The organism is Kribbella sp. NPDC023972, from assembly GCF_040639075.1.
Classification (GTDB): domain Bacteria; phylum Actinomycetota; class Actinomycetes; order Propionibacteriales; family Kribbellaceae; genus Kribbella.
Window position 1 is genome coordinate 327,869 of the sequence record NZ_JBEZZH010000003.1, and the last position, 15,664, is coordinate 343,532.

The following is a 15,664-nucleotide window of genomic DNA, read 5'->3' on the forward strand; positions in this document are numbered from 1 at the left end:
TCGGGGAGGAAACCCGTCTCGCCCGACACCTGTCGACGCGTAAGGTTTTGTCGTGGCTCAGGATGAGGTTCCCCAGGACAACCGACCGCAGGACGCTGTGCCCACGCCGGCGCCGCCGACCGGTGACGAGCTGGCGTTGCGACGACGCGTGTCGGACCTTGAGCGCGAGGAGGTCGCCGACGTACTGCGCGAGGCCGCCGGCGAGGGGCGGTTGTCGTACGGTGAGCTCGAGGAGCGACTCGAGACCCTGTACGCGTCCAAGACGTACGGCGAACTCGTCCAGCTCACCGCCGACCTTCCGAACGGCCCGAGGATTCCCGGTGCGCCGGCCGTCAGCCCGCAGTACTCGGGCGCCATGGTCGAGTCCGGCCCGGTGATCAACGCGTTCATGTCGGAGACCAAGCGCACCGGCAACTGGCTCGTCCCGCAGCGCCAGGAAGTCAATGCCGTCCTGGGCGACGTGACGCTGGACTACACCGAGGCGCAGCTCCCGTACGACGAGGTCTACCTCGAGGTGAAGTCGATCCTGGCCGACGTGAAGATCCGCGTCCCCCAGAACGCGATCGTCCACCTGGACAGCAACCCCATCCTCGGCTCCGTGTCCGAACAGCAGTCCGGCTCCGCCGACCCCAACACCCCAACCACCCGCCCCACCACCTTCCACATCCGCGGCACCGCCATCCTCGCCGAAATCAAAATCAAACGAGGCCCCCGCCTGTCCAAACGCCTCGGCCTCAGTTGATCCCACGGTCACGTAGAAACCTCACAGCGTCAGCCACATGCTGTGGGCTCCGCCACAGCCGCAGGCAAGACCCCGGTGCCACCGAGGCCTACGCCGCAGCCCAGCAAGCCTGCGAGGCCGGCTCCGCCGCCGCGCGACCACTCCCGCTGCCGGCGCGAGTCGCCCGAGCCCTCCGACTGCGGCGACGCTAGCCGCCGCCATCGGATGTTCTCCCACGGGCCCGCTCGTTCTCCCGGTGCTCCCGGGATACGTCCTCGAGCCAGCGGGCAAGCGCCGGGATGTTCTTCACAGTCGTGTAGTTGACAACCAAGTCCTTGCCCCGCGTATCTCTCGGGATGATGGGGAGAGACCAGTAGGCCTTGAACCCGCGCGGAATCCCGATGGCGCCCACTTCTGCCCACGTCAGGAATCTGCGCCGGACTTGGACCCCCTGCTGACTCACCGTCAGCACAGGGCGGCGGATGACAAGCTCCAAGCCGTACCAGCAGGTGATCGTCACACACAAGACGACAACCAGGACGACAATCCACGGCCCGTCGTCGCCTAACCTGCCGGACGACGACAACCACTGGGCAAAGGCGTACGGCACCCACATCCGCAAGAGTCCCGACAGCACAGCCCGCGGCCGTTGCGTGAAGACCACTCTTCCAGTACGACGTAACTCGTCCGCCCAGGTGATCGCCGAAGCCTCCCCCATCACCACAGGAATCCCTCAACCCTCATGGCTGCTGACCCGGTGGTGTTGTCAGGCGGCGTTGCTCCTTCAGGACGTCTTCCAGCCAGTGGGCGAAGGCTGGGATGTCCTTCACGTTGTCCTGCGAGAGTCGGAGTTCCTTGGCCCAGACGTTGGCTGGCAGCACGGGGACGTTCATGAAGAACTTCGGGCCGGTGGGGATGCCGATGGTGCCTACGTCGGTCCACGGCATGAAGCGTTTCCGACCGAGGCGGATGCCTTCGCGGTCGACGATCAGGATCGGGCGCCGGGTGGTCACTTGCCAGAAGCAGAGGCCAACGATCATGAGAACCACTGCGAGGCCGAGCAGAGTCATGACGCGTCGCGCCCCACCCGCGTTCAGGTCGTCGATCAGCGAGTCCGCAAGGTTTGCCCCGAACACGATGCCAAACAGGACCGACCGGATCAGCACCGGACGTCGCCGTACCGGAAACAGCACTCGGCCGGACCGTTGGAGTTCGGCCGTCCAGACTTCCGGTTGCTCTTCCCCCATGACCGCCATGTGACCCCCAGCTCTGGACTCCCCCCGGAGCAGGATCACTGTAATGCAGGACAAGTCCCCCAGCACCGGTGACACTTGGTTTATGGGGCGGGTGCGGGCGTTGCTCGGTTGGGTGTTCGTCCGCGGGCCGGCGGCGGCCTATGAGTTGGCGGACTCGGGCTCGTCGCTGTTCTCGGTGGGTGTGGTCGCCGCGATGGGGTTGTTCGCCGGCATGGGGGCGGGCATCGGGGCGCTGGTCGGCATGGTGGCCGGTGGGTCTGTCTCCGACGCGGTGTTCGCCGGCTGTCGTTGGTGTTGTTCTTGGCGATGATGGCCGTGTTGATCGGGGCGGATGGTGGGCACTCGTTGCAGGAGTCGCGGCCGCGGTCGGAGCCGACGGCCGTGGCAGACGGGACTGTGTTCGCGGAACGTGAGCCAGGTTGGTTCGACAAGGGATCCGGCACGGTGATCGTGCGTTACACCGTTGGCGGAGTCGACTACTTGATCGAGACCGCCAGGGATCCCGGCGACCGCTTCCTCCGGGCCGGCGACGTCGTACCCATCGAGTACGTCGTCGCCCGCCCGGCGGATGGCCGGAGTGTCTGGGCTGTCGAGGCTGCTCGCTCAGATGCGGTGTTCGGGCTGACTGTCGCCGGGATCTGCGCCGGGCTCGGTGTGATCAGCGGGGTGGGTTACCTGGTCGGGCGGTGGCGGTCCAGCGGTCGGCGTTTCGGGTGATGTTGATGGGGTGGCAGAAGTTTCGGTCACGTGTCCCGGACGAAGCCGACGTCCTTCAGTTCGAGCACCCGAAGACCTCCTCGTACAGCTCCTTCAGCTCCACCGCGGTCGCCTCCCGGCCGGTCGCATCCGTGTGCTGCTGCACGTGCCGCGCGAACTCGACCTCCTGGGCGGCCGTGAGACGCACGCCGTACGACGCCTCCAGCACATGCGCGATCCCACCCTTCCCGGACTGGCTGTTCACTCGTACGACGGCCTCGTACCCGCGACCTACATCGGCCGGATCGATCGGCAGGTAAGGGACCTCCCAGAACTCGTCGTCGGCCGTCCGCCGGGCGAATCCCTTCCGGATCGCGTCCTGATGTGTCCCGGAGAACGCCGTGTAGACGAGGTCCCCGACGTACGGGTGCCGTGGATGGATCGGCATCCGGGTGCACTCCTCGACCACCCGGCGAATCTCGTCGATGTTCGAGAAGTCGATCATCGGATCGACGCCCTGCGCGTGCAGGTTCAGGGCGAGGGTGGCGATGTCGACGTTGCCGGTCCGTTCGCCGTTGCCGAAGATGCAGCCCTCGACCCGCTGCGCACCGGCAAGTACGGCTAGTTCCGCGCAGGCGATGCCCGTGCCACGGTCGTTGTGCGGGTGGACGGACAAAATGACGCCGTCACGGCGCGGGAGGTTCTTGTGCATGTACTCGATCTGGTCGGCGTACACGTTCGGCGTGGCGGCCTCGACCGTCGCCGGCAGGTTGAGGATCACCGGCCGCTCGGGCGTCGCATCCCACTGCTTGGTCAGCTGATCGCTCAACTCCAGCACGAAATCCGGCTCGGTCAGGTTGAACACCTCCGGCGAGAACTGGAACCGCACCGAGTCCCCGGCCAGCCGCAGGATCCGTTCCGAGCCGGCGTAGATCAGTGACGCCAGTTCGTCTCGGGTACGACGCAGTACGACGTCGCGCCACACCGGAGCGGTGGCGGCGTACATGTGCACCACGACCGGCGAACGCATCCCGGCGACGGACTCGATCGTCCGCTCGATCAACTCGGGCCGGGCCGGGGTGAACACCACGATCGTGACGTCCGGCGGGACCAGGTCCGACGTGGCCAGCAGCCGGACGAAGTCGTAGTCGGTCTGCGAGGCCGACGGGTAGCCGACCTCGATCTCTTTGTAGCCCATGGCAACCATCAGCTCGAAGAACCGGCGCTTGCGCAGCGGGTCCATCGGGTCGGCCAGCGCCTGGTTGCCATCGCGGAGGTCGACCGGCACCCACAGCGGTGCGGTGTCGATCCGGCGGTCCGGCCATTCGCGGTCGACCGCGGCGACCGGCACCTTCGCGAAGATGTCGCGGTAGCGGTGGCTGGGCATGGGGGAGGGCTGCTGGCGGTTCCAGTCCATCGATCTCTTCCTTCGGCTCGCGTCTGAGAGACCGGCAGGCGACAGCACTCCACGGTGGGGTGCCGGTCGAATCAGCTCCCGCCGTGGCGGCCAAGAAGGAGGAGGCTCCAGGACATGCGGATCACGCTAACCCGAAACCAACTCCTCAGACAAGCTGAGAACTTCGGCAGCCCTAGACTGTGCCCATGATCCGCCGTCACCCACTCGCCGAGCAGGCGGCCGAGGAACTGCTCCGCCGGATCGGCAGCGGGGAGTGGCAGCTCGGCCAGAAGCTGCCCGGCGAGACCAACCTGGCCGCGCAACTGGGCGTCGGCCGGTCGACGATCCGCGAGGCGGTCAGAGAGCTGGCCGGCCGCCGGGTGCTCGAGAGCCGGCAGGGCTCCGGGGTGTTCGTCATCGCGTACCAGGCCGCCGAGGACTGGGACCAGGTCCTCCGCAAGGCCGACATCACCGAGGTCCTGGAGGGACGGCTCGCGATCGAGACGGAGGCGGCCCGGCTGGCGGCGACACGTCGTACGCCGGCCGACTTGAGGACTTTCCGCTACACGCTGGCGGACCGGAAGAAGGCGTCCGAGAAGTCACCGGACGACTGGTACGTCGAGGCCGACCTGGCGTTCCACCGGGCTGTGATCACGGCCGCGCACAACGCCCTACTGACCGAGCTCTTCGACACCTTCGTGCCGCGGATCCGCCGGGCCATGCTGGACATGCTGAAGCTCGACCACGTCCACCGGCACCGCCACGACCAGGCGGCGCACGAGGCGATCGCCGACGCGATCCGGGACCGCGAACCCGAGCTCGCCGCGGCCCGCGCGAGAGAACACCTCAGCGCAGTCCGCAGCATTGTGTCCTAGGTCGTGTCTGGTAATTCCGCGCAGTAGGCGGGGAATTGCCAGACACGGCCTAAGACCGGTGCCGGTTGTGCAGTGAGCGCAGCCAAGTCGTCAACGCATCCAGGTCCGACACGTTGTCCTGCGGGATGCTCAACGGCCGGGTACGACGATCCGCCGGGCGGATCTGCACGGTCCGGATGCCCGGCAAGCCGGTCGGGTCGTCGATGCTGGTGATGCCGGACCACCGCAGGCTGCGGCCACGCGTGATGCCTTCCGCGTCGACGGTGACCACCGGCCGGTTCGTGACCAGCTGCCACAGGGTGAGGCCGGTGCCGTACACGAACGCGGCCAGCGCGGTGAGGCGCAGTACGCCGAGAGTCCCGGAGATGTCGTCGTTGCGCAGATGGTCGAGATTTGTCCACGCCGACATCACCATCAGCAGGGCGAACCCGCTCAGCCGGATCGCCAGCCGCCCGCGCCGCGGCGGGAACACGACGCTGCCCTTGCGCTCGAGCTCGGCGGTCCAGGTGTCAGCCGACATCAAGCACCCCAGGTCGCGACGTGTTCGGAGGCCGTCGGCGGGTCGGCGCCGTGCCGCGTGCACGTGATCGCGGCGGCCTTCACCGCGTAATCCACGACCTCTCGCAGGTCCGCGGACGTCAGCCCTTCCAGCCGGGTCGCACCCAGCAAGCCGCGCGCGTGCAGGCCCGCGATCAACGCCGCCATGAACGAGTCACCCGCGCCGACGGTGTCGACCACCTCGATCGCCGGCGCGGTCACCTCGACGCGCGCGTCCCTGGTGATCCCGATCGCGCCGTCCCCGCCGCGGGTGATCACCACGCACCGGGTCCGGTCGACGGTCAGCAACTCCGCCGCGATCTCGTCCACGGACTGCCCGGGCCGCAGGAACTCACAGTCCTCGTCGCTCAGCTTCACCAGGTCGGACAACGCGGCCAGTTCACGTACGGCGGCCCACGTCGACACCGGATCGGGCGTGATCGTCGGCCGCGCGTTCGGGTCCAGCGTCACCGTGACCGGCTGCTCGGTCATCGACTTGAGGAAGGCGTGGATCGCCTTCGCCCCTGGCTCCAGGACGGTCGCGATCGAGCCGGTGTGGATCGCCGGGCAACCCCGCGTCAGCGAGAGCGCCGGCGGCTCCCAGGTGATGTCGAACTGGTACGACGCGACCCCGGCCGCGTCGAGCGTCGCGGTCGCCGTACTGGTCCGGAACCCCGGATCCACCGAGCCGGGCGCGAGCTGGACCCCGTTCCCGAACAGGTGCGCCCCGAGCTGGTCGCCGTACGCGTCCGTGCCGAAACGCGTGACGAGCTGGGTCGGTACGCCCAGCCGCGCCAAGCCGACCGCGACATTGGCAGGCGAGCCGCCCGGGGTCGCCTTCGGTTTCCCGTTGCCGTTGCGGTTGGTCTTCTGGACGGTGCTGACGATGTCCACGAGAGCCTCGCCGACGACGAGGACGGGCACGGTCACGGGGCCTCCCGGCCTGGACTGAAGACTGTAGGGAGCCCGGTCATGCGGCCTCCCGGCCTGGACTGAGGAGCGTAGGGAGCGAAGCGACTGAAGCGACGAGGGAAGGCCGGGAGTAGAAGCCCCATGACCCGCCGCGCCGGAGGCCCGGCCGAAAGCACCCTCATCGGGCGTGCTCGAAGTCGATGGCGGAGTACGCACGCAGCTTGGCCAGCTGGTGCACACTCTCGATGCTGCGGATCGTGCCGCTGCGCGACCGCATCACCAGCGAGTGGGTCCGCGCGGTGGACCGCCCGTACCGGACACCGCGCAGCAGCTCGCCGTCGGTGATCCCGGTGGCGACGAAGAAGCAGTCGTCACCGCTGACCAGGTCGTCGGTGGTCAGCACCTTGCCGAGGTCGTGACCGGCGTCGATCGCCTTCTGCCGCTCATCGTCGTCCCGCGGCCAGAGCCGGCCCTGGATCAGCCCACCCAGGCACTTCATCGCACAGGCCGCGATGATGCCTTCCGGCGTACCGCCGATACCGAGCAGCATGTCCAGACCGGTGTCGGGCCGGGCCGCCTCGACCGCGCCGGCCACGTCACCGTCACTGATGAACTTGATCCGCGCGCCGGTGGCCCGGATCTGGGTCGCCAAGTCCTCGTGCCGCGGCCGGTCCAGCAGTACGACGGTGACGTCGTCGACCGTCGAGCCTTTGGCCTTCGCGACGCGGCGGATGTTCTCCGCGACCGGGAGCCGGATGTCGACCACGTCGGCGGCCTCCGGGCCGACCACGAGCTTCTCCATGTAGAACACCGCGGACGGGTCGTACATCGAGTTCCGCGCCGACACCGCCATCACCGCGATGCCGTTGTTCATGCCTTTCGCGACGAGCGTCGTACCGTCGACCGGGTCGACCGCGACATCGCACTCCGGGCCGTCGCCGGAGCCGACCTGCTCGCCGTTGTAGAGCATCGGGGCGTTGTCCTTCTCGCCCTCGCCGATCACCACCGTGCCGTTCATCCCGACCGTGCCGATCAGGGTGCGCATCGCGTTCACGGCCGCGCCGTCGGCGCCGTTCTTGTCGCCGCGGCCGACCCAGCGGCCCGCCGCCATCGCCGCGGCCTCGGTGACCCGGACCAGTTCCAGGGCGAGGTTCCGGTCGGGCGCGTCCGCCTCGACCTCGAGGTGGGCAGGTGGCGTGCTCGGATCACTCATGCCAACGGATCGTAGCCAACCCTCGATAGGTCGTGCCTGGTGATCCCCCGCCTACTGCGCGGCGGCGCGGGATCACCAGGCACGACCTGGGTGTTCGGGCGGATTCGGCCCCGCGAGACACTGTTCCCATGAGTTCCACAGGTCAGGGCCCTTCCGACAACGGTGCCCCCGCGGCGACGGACGACGCGCGGGCGGCGGCGAAAGCCCGGGAGAAGGCCCGGGCCCGAGCCGAGGAGATCGCTTACCGGGAGCAGTACCGCCGGGACCGGGCCAAGGCGCGCACCTTGAAGAACATGGTCTGGGCGCTGCTGGCCTGTTTCGTCGTGGTCGCGTTCCTGATGGTCGTGACCTGGCGGCCCAAGGAGGAGCGGATCAAGGCGGTCCCGTACACCGCCCAGCTGGAGGACGCGAAGAAGGTCGCACCCTGGGTCCGCGGCCCGGCCCCGATGCCTGCCGGCTGGACCGCCACCAGCGTGGAATTCCGTACGCCGGAACAGAGCCCGATCACCTGGCACCTGGGCATTGTCACGAACGAGAAGAAATACGTCGGCCTGGAACAATCGAACGTGACCGGCGAGAAATTCCAGCACGAGGAACTCGGCAAGACCACCGACGACGGTACGTCGAACGTCGCGGGCGTGACCTGGCAGCGCAAGGTGCTGCAGGAGCGCAAGGGTGAGAACGCCTTGGTGCTGGTCGGTTCGGGTGTCACCACGATCGTGGTCGGAAATGCCGGCTATCCCGCCCTTGAAGCGTTTGCTTCGGTGCTGCGCTGAGCATTTCCTGACCACGTTCCGGACGGTCGTTGACACGCCGGGTAGCCGCGCGGTTCCATCGATTCTTCGTTTGATGTGCTCGGAGAAATCGGCAGAGGGAGCCTGCAGTGATTTCGGCCACCCAGGTCAAGGGTTGAGGCGAGCATGTTCGTCACCGGACTCTTGCTCGCCGCGGAGGGTTCTCCGCACCTCGGCGTACCCAGGCAACTCTTGGCCTACCACGGTGACACGCTGCTCGCCGCGGCGCTGGACACCGCCCGCGCGTGTGGTTTCGACCAGCTGGTCGTGACGCTCGGCGCGGCGTCGGCGCAGATCCGCGACCGGATCACCTTCGACGGTGTCCGGGTGGTCGAGTCGCCGCACGCGGACACCGGCAGCTCGTCGATCGTGCCGGCGCTGGATGCGGTCGACCGCCGGACCGACGGAATCGTGGTGCTGCTCGGCGACCAGCCCGGCGTGACGTCGGCTACGGTGTGGTCGCTGGTCGCCGAGGTCGCCGGGCCGGCCACCCCGATCGGCGTCAGCCGGTACGACAACGGTCGCGGGCACCCGTGCTGGTTCGGCCGGGAGCTGTTCGGTGAGCTGCGGCGGCTGCGCAGCGACGCCGAGCTGTGGGAAGTGATCGAGCTCGGTCAGTACCCGGTCACCCAAGTCGATGCCATCGGCAACGTTCCGCTGCGGGTCGAGACCTGGGACGACTACCGTAACCTCGTCTCCGGCTACAGCCCCGCTCGCGGCGCCTTCACACCGGGCGCCTTCGACGACTCGCCGCACCCCACGCCCCTGCCCACCCGCGCCGCCCCGCACCGCCGCCACCGCGCGGCACCCTGACTCGGCGGACCGCCAGGCCATCACAAATCCAGCTCCCCGGCGGCATCACGCGGGCGCGCGTACGCAGCCGACCAATTGTGATGGGCTGGCGGTCCGCTACTCGGCGCCCGCCAGGCGTAGTCCGACGACGCCGGTGACGATCAGCGCGATGCAGGCCATCCGGGCGGGGGTGATCGGCTCGTCGAACAGCAGGATGCCGAGCGTGACGACACCGATCGACCCGAGGCCGGTCCACACCGCGTACGCCGTACCGACCGGAAGGCGATCGAGGGTCTTCGCCAGCAGGACGACGGAGGTGACGCCGAAGACCAGGACGCCGACGGTCGGCCAGAGTCGGCTGAATCCCTCGCTCGGTTTGAGGCTGAGCGCGAACGCGATCTCGAACGCGGCCGCCGCGAGCAGAACCAACCACGCCATCAGGCCGCCAGTGCTCCTCGCAGGTGCCGCAGTGTCACGGTCGCGACCCGGACGCCGAGCGCCTCGGCGGTCCGCAGATCTGTTGCCGGCGGCGCCTTCTCCGCGGACAGGTCGGCGTCGGACTGCGCCATCGCGCCGAGCCAGCTACCGAGCCGGTTGAGATCCTCGATACTCGCGGTGCTCTCGGCCCAGCCGGGGTAGAGGTCCAGGCCGACCCAGATCATCCCGTGCTGCGCGGCGAACACGGCGAGGTCGACCAGGCTGTTGAGCTTGTCGCCGGACATCGCCTTGGAGTTGGTGAACCCGGCGGCGATCTTGTCCCGCCAAGCCAGGTCGTCGGCCCACGCGCGCACGCTCTCCTCGGCGAACTTCTTGAACACCGCGCTCGGGCTGCCCATGTACGTCGGGGCGCCGAAGACGATCGCGTCCGCGGCGGCGAGCCGGTCCCAGACGTCCTCGGTCAGCTCGTCGAGCGGGACGAGCTCCGCGACGGCACCGGGTACGGACGAGGCACCGGCGGCGACCGCCTCGGCCTGCTTGGCGGTGTGGCCATACCCGGAGTGATACGCGATCGCGATCCGGGCGGACGTGTTGCTCATACTTCCTCCAGAGTCTTTAGCGGACTACAGTCCGTCTTATGAACGACAGTACCGGACCGCAGTCCGCTTCACAACAGAGTCTTCCGGTTGTAGGCCAGCCGCGCCCGGAACGCGCGGACGCCCGGCGGAACCGGCTGCGGGTGCTGGAAGCGGCGGACCGCCTGTTCACCCAGCACGGCGTGAAGAACGTGTCACTGGACGCGATCGCCGCGGAGGCCGGCGTCGGCAAGGGCACGGTGTTCCGCCGCTTCGGTGACCGGGCCGGCCTGGCGGTCGCGCTCCTGGACGAGCGGGAGCAGGAGCTCCAGGCCAGGATCCTGACCGGCCCGCCGCCGCTGGGACCCGGCGCTCCCGCGGTCGACCGCATTGCGGCGTTCCTGGACGCCTACCTGGACCTCCTCGACCGTCACGTCGAGTTGTTCATGGACAGCGAGAACGCCTCCGACGGCGCCCGTTACCGCATTGGCTCCTATCACCTCTGGCATCGCCACCTGGCCCTGCTGATCGAAGAGGCCCGCCCCGCCCTGGACGCCGAATACACCGCCCATCTGTTCCTGGCGCCGCTCGCGGCCGACCTCCACCACGCCCTGCGCACCTCGGGTTTCGGCCTGAACCGCCTCAAGACCGGACTCCGCTCGGCCACCGAGACCCTCTTGGGACCCTCGAAAAGTTGACTGGACAGGATTCGCGAGAACAGGCTGGAGAGAAGAGTCTCGTGCTGGAGGTTCGTGATGGACGAGCCGACTCGTATGTCCCGCCGGAGCCTGTTGTGGCTGACCGCCGTCGCTGCCACCGCCGCGGCCTGTGGTGATGCCGGCGATGATGCAGCCGTGCCGGAGGCGACCGTCCCGGCGCCGAGCCCGACCATGGCGTCACCGTCGTCGAAGCTGTCCGGTGACCTGAAGATCCTGCTCTGGAGCCACTTCGTGCCGAGCCACGACAAGTGGTTCGACCCGTTCGCGAAGAACTGGGGCAAGGAGGTCGGCGTGAACGTCACCGTCGACCACATCAACAACACCGAGATCGTGGCCCGGACCGCGGCCGAGATCCAGGCCCGGCAGGGTCATGACCTGATCCAGTACATCGCGCCGTTGTCGCAGTTCGAGCCGAGCGTGGTCGACCTGAAAGACGTCGCCGAGGAGGCGACCAACCGGTTCGGCGAGCAGTTGGAGCTGTGCGGCAAGTCCAGCCAGAATCCGGCCACCGGCAAGCACTACGCGTACGCACCGGGGTGGGTGCCCGACCCGGGTGACTACCGCAAGAGCCTGTGGGAGTCGGTCGGGTTGCCCGACGGCCCGACCTCCTGGGACGACCTGCTCCGTGGCGGTGCCGAGATCAAGAAGTCCAAGAACATCCAGATGGGCCTGGGCATGTCCCAGGAGATCGACTCCAACATGGCCGGCCGGGCGCTGATGTGGTCGTACGGCGCCTCGATCCAGAACGAGGACGAGGAGGTGGTGATCAACTCGCCCGAGACGGTCGCCGCGGTGGAGTTCATGCAGCGACTGTTCAAGGACACGATGACGAACGAGGTCTTCTCCTGGAACCCGGCATCGAACAACCAGGGCCTGATCGCGGGGCAGATGTCGTACATCCTGAACTCGATCTCGGCCTGGCGCACCGCCCAGGAAGCCAACCCCGAAGTTGCCGACGACATCTATTTCACCCGGGCGCTGAAGGGGCCGAAGGAGGCCCTCGCCGCTCAGCACGTGATGTACAACTGGATCGTCCCGAGCCACGCGCGCAACGTCGACGCGGCGAAGGAGTTCTTGTTGCACTACACGGCCAACTGGCCTTCGGCGACGTACCACTCGAAGCTCTACGACCTGCCGGCGTTCCCCAAGCTGGTGCCGCAGCTGCACGGCTGGCTCGACCGCGACCCGTTCGGCGCGCAGCCGGCGAACAAGCTGGGCGTGCTCAAGAACGCGATCGAGTGGAGCACGAACATCGGGCACCCGGGCCCGGCGAACACGGCCATCGGCGAGGTCTTCGCGACATTCATCATCCCGAACATGTTCGCCAAGGCGGCCCGTGGCGAGCTGAACCCGGAGCAGGCGGTCGCGGACGCGGAGCGGCAGATCAAACCGATCTTCGACAAGTGGCGGCAGCGCGGTCTGGTCGGCGGAGTGTAGGTGAGGTCGCGTGGCTGTCGTCGAGGTCCGTCATCTGCGCAAGGTGTTCGACGGCGGCCGGGTCCGCCGGCGCGGCGCCCACGGCCGGGTGAACGCGGTCGACGGTGTGGACCTCGCCACGACCGAGGGCGAGTACCTGGTGCTGCTGGGGCCGTCGGGCTGTGGGAAGACCACGCTGCTCCGGACGATCGCGGGCCTCGAGCAACCAACTGACGGAGAGGTCTGGATCGGCGGGCACGTCGTGAACGAGCTGCCACCACGGGCTCGCCGGGTGGCCATGGTGTTCCAGAGCTACGCGCTGTACCCGCACAAGACGGTGCGCGCCAACATCGTCTTCCCGCTCAGGGCCCAGGGGATCGACAAGGCCGAACAGGCGAAGAAGACCGAGTGGGCGTCCGAACTGCTGGGTATCGGTCCGCTGCTCGACCGCAGACCACGCCAACTGTCCGGCGGTGAGCGGCAGAGGGTCGCACTGGCCCGGGCCCTGGTCCGGGAGCCGAGTGTCTTCCTGCTCGACGAACCGCTGTCCAACCTCGACGCGAAGCTGCGGGCGAGTGCGCGCGACGAGCTCAAACGCTTCCAGCGCCGGATCCGGACCACGACGATCTACGTCACCCACGACCAGGTCGAGGCGATGGGCCTGGGCGATCGCCTCGCGGTCATGGACGCCGGCCGGATCCGGCAGCTCGGTCCGCCGGTCGAGGTGTACGACGACCCGGCCGACATCTTCGTCGCCACCTTCCTCGGGTCGCCGCCGATGAACCTCGTCCCGCGTGACGGCGTACTGGTCGGCTTCCGGCCCGAGCACCTGCTGCCCGAGTCGCTGGTGCACGGCGACGATCGGCTGGTGGTGCCGTTCCAGGTCGACCGGGTCGAGCACCTGTCCGGTGACCGGCATCTCTACGGCACCATTCGCGGGCTGGGTGCCGAGACCAGGGTGATCGCCAGGCTCCCGGTGACTGTGACATCGGAGGTCGAGCCCGGGCAGGAGCATCAGTTCGCCGTACACGCGGACCGTCTGCGGTTCTTCGACGCGGACAGTGGGGAACGCACCGAGCCCATGTCGGTGCGGACCGGCTCATGAGCGCGCCCTCCGGATCCGGTGAGCTGACCGACGTCCGGCCGGAGGTGTCACCGCCGGTCGATCTGGGGGAACGGCGACGGTTCGCCGACCGGGACCCTTTGCTCGCGTGGGTGTTCCTGCTGCCCTCGGTGGGGTACATCGTCGCGCTGGTCGCGATCCCGTTCTTCCTGGCGATCGCGTTCAGCTTCAGCGATGTCACCGCCGGGGATCCGAGTTTCGACTGGGCCGGGCTGCGGAACTACCAGAACATCTTCGACGACCCGGTCTTCTGGCGGTCGCTGCGGAACACGATCGTGTTCACGGTTGTCTCGATGGCACTGATCGTTGTCCTCGGCAAGGTGCTCGCGAACATCCTGGTCGCCGACTTCCGCGGCAAGTGGCTGGTCCGCTTCCTGGTCCTGCTGCCCTGGACCACGCCGGTGGCGCTGTCCACGATCGCCTGGTTGTGGCTGCTCGACTCGGTGTTCTCGCCGATCGACTGGGTGCTGCGCGAGCTGGGCGTGATCGACGCGAACATGTACTGGCTCGGCAAGCCGGACCTCGCGATCGGATCGGTCATCCTGGTGCACGTCTGGCGACTGGTCCCGCTGGCCGCGGTCATCATGATGGCCGGGCTGATCGCCATCCCGAAGGACGTCCAGGAAGCGGCCTCGGTGGACGGGGCCGGGTTCTGGCGGCGGATGTTCGAGATCACCATCCCGTTGACGATGCCGATCATCGCGGTGGCGGCCCTGTTCGGGGCGATCCTGACCTTCACCGACATGGCGGTCGTCTATGTGCTGACCCGGGGCGGCCCGACCAACTCCACCCAGGTGCTGGCCAGCTGGGCGTTCTTCCGCGGCATCGAGGGCGGGGACGTCGGCCAGGGTGCGGCGATCGCCTTGTTCCTGTTCCCACTGCTGCTCGCCGCGGCGATCGCGATCCTGCGGGCGGTACGGCGGATGGACATCTCGTGAAGGCCGCCGAGGTCGATCAGGAACGCCGCCGGGCACGTCGGCATCACGTGGCCTCGCGCGTCCTCGTCTATCTTTTGGCGATCCTGGCATCGCTCGGTGCGGCCGGGCCGTTCCTCTGGGCCGGGATCACCGCGTTCAAGGAGAACCGGGATCTCTACCGGCGCAGCAACAACCCGTTCCTGTTCAACCTGAACCCCACCGCCGAACACGTCGACTATCTGTTCAGCAGCACCGAGTTCCCGACCTTCGTGTGGAACACCTTGTGGGTCGGCCTGCTCGTCACCGCGATCACGCTCGGGCTCGGGCTGCCCGCGGCGTACAGCCTGGCCCGGCTGGACCGTCCGTGGTCGGGGCCGATGGCGATCGCGATCTTCTTCGTCTACCTCGTGCCGCCGTCGTTGTTGTTCCTGTCGCTGTCCAGGGTGGTCGTGGCCGCCGGCCTGCAGGACAAGACGTGGTCGCTCGTGCTCGTGTACCCGACCATCACGATCCCGGTCTCGGTCTGGCTGCTGATGGGATTCCTGCGCTCGATTCCCAAGGACATCGAGGAACAGGCGATGGTGGACGGCTACAGCCGGCTCGGTGCCTTCGTCCGGACCGTCGTACCGCTGGTGTTTCCCGGCGTGGTGGCGGTGGTGGTCTTCGCGTTCACGCTCACCGCGAGCGAGTTCATCTACGCGCTGGCCTTCGTCTCACCGTCTGGCGAGAAGCCGATCAGCACCGGCGTACCGACCGCACTGGTCCGGGGCGACGTCTTCTTCTGGCAGTCCCTGCAGGCCGCCACGATCCTGGTCGCCGTCCCGATCGCCCTGATCTTCAACCTCTTCCTCAACCGCTTCATCGCCGGCTTCACCCTCGGCGCCGTCAAAGGCTGAGCCCGAGTCGTATCTCCGGCAGGTTGCCGAGCGACGACGTCGTCCGGCCGCCCGTCTCGGTGAAGCCGTACCGGGTGTAGAACCGCCGGGCGCGAGTGTTGGCCTCGAGCACCCAGAGCCACACCGCCGTACACCTGGCGGAACGCAGATCCGCCACCGCCGCGTCCGTCAACGCCCTACCCGCTCCTACGCCCCAGTGGTCCGGGTGGACGTAGAGCGCGTACAGCTCGCCGGTCCCGGCGGGAGCGGCCGGATCGCGCTCCGGTCCGACTCCGGCGTACCCGACGATCTGTTCATGGTCGCCCTCGACGCTGGCGACATGCAGGCGGGAACGTCCCGCCGCGAGGCTTTCGCTCCAGGACGACGCGATGGCGTCCGGATCCATGGC

At 68.1% G+C, this 15,664-nt stretch carries 20 protein-coding genes; 11 read left to right on the plus strand and 9 right to left on the minus strand.

The features are described 5' to 3' along the window. Positions 1-52: 52 nt before the first annotated feature. Positions 53-742 carry a DUF1707 domain-containing protein gene (locus AB0F43_RS14625; RefSeq protein WP_360475458.1) on the plus strand — a complete coding sequence of 230 codons (690 nt, stop codon included), beginning with the start codon at positions 53-55 and terminating at the stop codon, positions 740-742. Positions 743-929: 187 nt separating this feature from the next. On the opposite strand, the gene AB0F43_RS14630 is transcribed toward AB0F43_RS14625, so the two are convergent. Then, entirely contained in the window at positions 930-1,439 is a 510-nt protein-coding gene (locus tag AB0F43_RS14630; protein WP_360475461.1) for a hypothetical protein, read from the minus strand. Between the two features lie 22 nt (positions 1,440-1,461). Continuing rightward, positions 1,462-2,052, minus strand: a complete 591-nt coding sequence (locus tag AB0F43_RS14635) for a hypothetical protein (RefSeq protein ID WP_360475464.1) — start codon at positions 2,050-2,052, stop codon at positions 1,462-1,464. A gap of 7 nt (positions 2,053-2,059) precedes the next feature. On the opposite strand from AB0F43_RS14635, the gene AB0F43_RS14640 reads away from it, so the two are divergent. Both AB0F43_RS14640 and AB0F43_RS14645 read left to right on the plus strand, forming a co-directional pair. Next, on the plus strand, positions 2,060-2,287 hold the full coding sequence (locus tag AB0F43_RS14640; protein WP_360475467.1) for a hypothetical protein: 228 nt from the start codon (positions 2,060-2,062) through the stop codon (positions 2,285-2,287). A gap of 71 nt (positions 2,288-2,358) precedes the next feature. Continuing rightward, entirely contained in the window at positions 2,359-2,694 is a 336-nt protein-coding gene (locus AB0F43_RS14645) for a hypothetical protein (RefSeq protein ID WP_360475470.1), read from the plus strand. A gap of 55 nt (positions 2,695-2,749) precedes the next feature. Here AB0F43_RS14645 and AB0F43_RS14650 read toward each other — a convergent pair whose 3' ends face one another. After that, positions 2,750-4,090, minus strand: coding sequence for a 2-isopropylmalate synthase (locus tag AB0F43_RS14650; RefSeq protein WP_360475473.1), 1,341 nt, complete (start codon positions 4,088-4,090; stop codon positions 2,750-2,752). A 185-nt stretch (positions 4,091-4,275) separates the two neighbouring features. Between AB0F43_RS14650 and AB0F43_RS14655 the strand changes: the two genes are divergently transcribed. Then, on the plus strand, positions 4,276-4,944 hold the full coding sequence (locus tag AB0F43_RS14655; RefSeq protein ID WP_360475476.1) for a FadR/GntR family transcriptional regulator: 669 nt from the start codon (positions 4,276-4,278) through the stop codon (positions 4,942-4,944). A gap of 49 nt (positions 4,945-4,993) precedes the next feature. Here AB0F43_RS14655 and AB0F43_RS14660 read toward each other — a convergent pair whose 3' ends face one another. The 3 genes from AB0F43_RS14660 to glpX form a co-directional block, all read right to left on the minus strand. Continuing rightward, positions 4,994-5,464, minus strand: coding sequence for a hypothetical protein (locus AB0F43_RS14660; RefSeq protein WP_360475479.1), 471 nt, complete (start codon positions 5,462-5,464; stop codon positions 4,994-4,996). Continuing rightward, entirely contained in the window at positions 5,464-6,411 is a 948-nt protein-coding gene (locus AB0F43_RS14665) for a carbohydrate kinase (RefSeq protein ID WP_360475482.1), read from the minus strand. The genes AB0F43_RS14660 and AB0F43_RS14665 overlap by 1 nt, the downstream gene beginning before the upstream one ends. A gap of 160 nt (positions 6,412-6,571) precedes the next feature. Further along, complete coding sequence (gene glpX, locus AB0F43_RS14670; RefSeq protein ID WP_360475485.1) at positions 6,572-7,606, minus strand: class II fructose-bisphosphatase; 1,035 nt, start codon at positions 7,604-7,606, stop codon at positions 6,572-6,574. A 128-nt stretch (positions 7,607-7,734) separates the two neighbouring features. Here glpX and AB0F43_RS14675 point away from each other — a divergent pair, with 128 nt between their 5' ends. Both AB0F43_RS14675 and AB0F43_RS14680 read left to right on the plus strand, forming a co-directional pair. After that, complete coding sequence (locus AB0F43_RS14675) at positions 7,735-8,382, plus strand: DUF4245 domain-containing protein (RefSeq protein WP_360475488.1); 648 nt, start codon at positions 7,735-7,737, stop codon at positions 8,380-8,382. A gap of 144 nt (positions 8,383-8,526) precedes the next feature. Then, positions 8,527-9,213: a nucleotidyltransferase family protein gene (locus tag AB0F43_RS14680; protein ID WP_360475491.1), complete on the plus strand. Its 687-nt coding sequence runs from the start codon at positions 8,527-8,529 to the stop codon at positions 9,211-9,213. A 96-nt stretch (positions 9,214-9,309) separates the two neighbouring features. Here AB0F43_RS14680 and AB0F43_RS14685 read toward each other — a convergent pair whose 3' ends face one another. After that, positions 9,310-9,630: a multidrug efflux SMR transporter gene (locus AB0F43_RS14685; RefSeq protein WP_360475494.1), complete on the minus strand. Its 321-nt coding sequence runs from the start codon at positions 9,628-9,630 to the stop codon at positions 9,310-9,312. Further along, positions 9,630-10,229 (minus strand): flavodoxin family protein, encoded by a 600-nt coding sequence (locus AB0F43_RS14690; RefSeq protein ID WP_360475497.1) that lies wholly within the window; start codon positions 10,227-10,229, stop codon positions 9,630-9,632. Before AB0F43_RS14690 ends, AB0F43_RS14685 begins: the two co-directional genes overlap by 1 nt. 38 nt (positions 10,230-10,267) lie before the next feature. On the opposite strand from AB0F43_RS14690, the gene AB0F43_RS14695 reads away from it, so the two are divergent. From AB0F43_RS14695 to AB0F43_RS14715, 5 genes are read left to right on the plus strand one after another with little or no spacing between them, the layout of a single operon-like run. After that, complete coding sequence (locus AB0F43_RS14695) at positions 10,268-10,903, plus strand: TetR/AcrR family transcriptional regulator (RefSeq protein ID WP_360475501.1); 636 nt, start codon at positions 10,268-10,270, stop codon at positions 10,901-10,903. A 57-nt stretch (positions 10,904-10,960) separates the two neighbouring features. Next, positions 10,961-12,361: an extracellular solute-binding protein gene (locus AB0F43_RS14700; protein ID WP_360475504.1), complete on the plus strand. Its 1,401-nt coding sequence runs from the start codon at positions 10,961-10,963 to the stop codon at positions 12,359-12,361. A 10-nt stretch (positions 12,362-12,371) separates the two neighbouring features. Next, on the plus strand, positions 12,372-13,445 hold the full coding sequence (locus AB0F43_RS14705; protein ID WP_360475507.1) for an ABC transporter ATP-binding protein: 1,074 nt from the start codon (positions 12,372-12,374) through the stop codon (positions 13,443-13,445). Then, the gene (locus AB0F43_RS14710; RefSeq protein WP_360475509.1) at positions 13,442-14,401 is read left to right on the plus strand and encodes a sugar ABC transporter permease; all 960 of its coding nucleotides are present in this window, start codon (positions 13,442-13,444) and stop codon (positions 14,399-14,401) included. The genes AB0F43_RS14705 and AB0F43_RS14710 overlap by 4 nt, the downstream gene beginning before the upstream one ends. Next, the gene (locus AB0F43_RS14715) at positions 14,398-15,276 is read left to right on the plus strand and encodes a carbohydrate ABC transporter permease (RefSeq protein ID WP_360475512.1); all 879 of its coding nucleotides are present in this window, start codon (positions 14,398-14,400) and stop codon (positions 15,274-15,276) included. Before AB0F43_RS14710 ends, AB0F43_RS14715 begins: the two co-directional genes overlap by 4 nt. Here AB0F43_RS14715 and AB0F43_RS14720 read toward each other — a convergent pair. After that, positions 15,266-15,661: a GNAT family N-acetyltransferase gene (locus AB0F43_RS14720; protein WP_360475515.1), complete on the minus strand. Its 396-nt coding sequence runs from the start codon at positions 15,659-15,661 to the stop codon at positions 15,266-15,268. The two genes, AB0F43_RS14715 and AB0F43_RS14720, sit on opposite strands and share 11 nt — an antisense overlap. Positions 15,662-15,664: the final 3 nt, after the last annotated feature.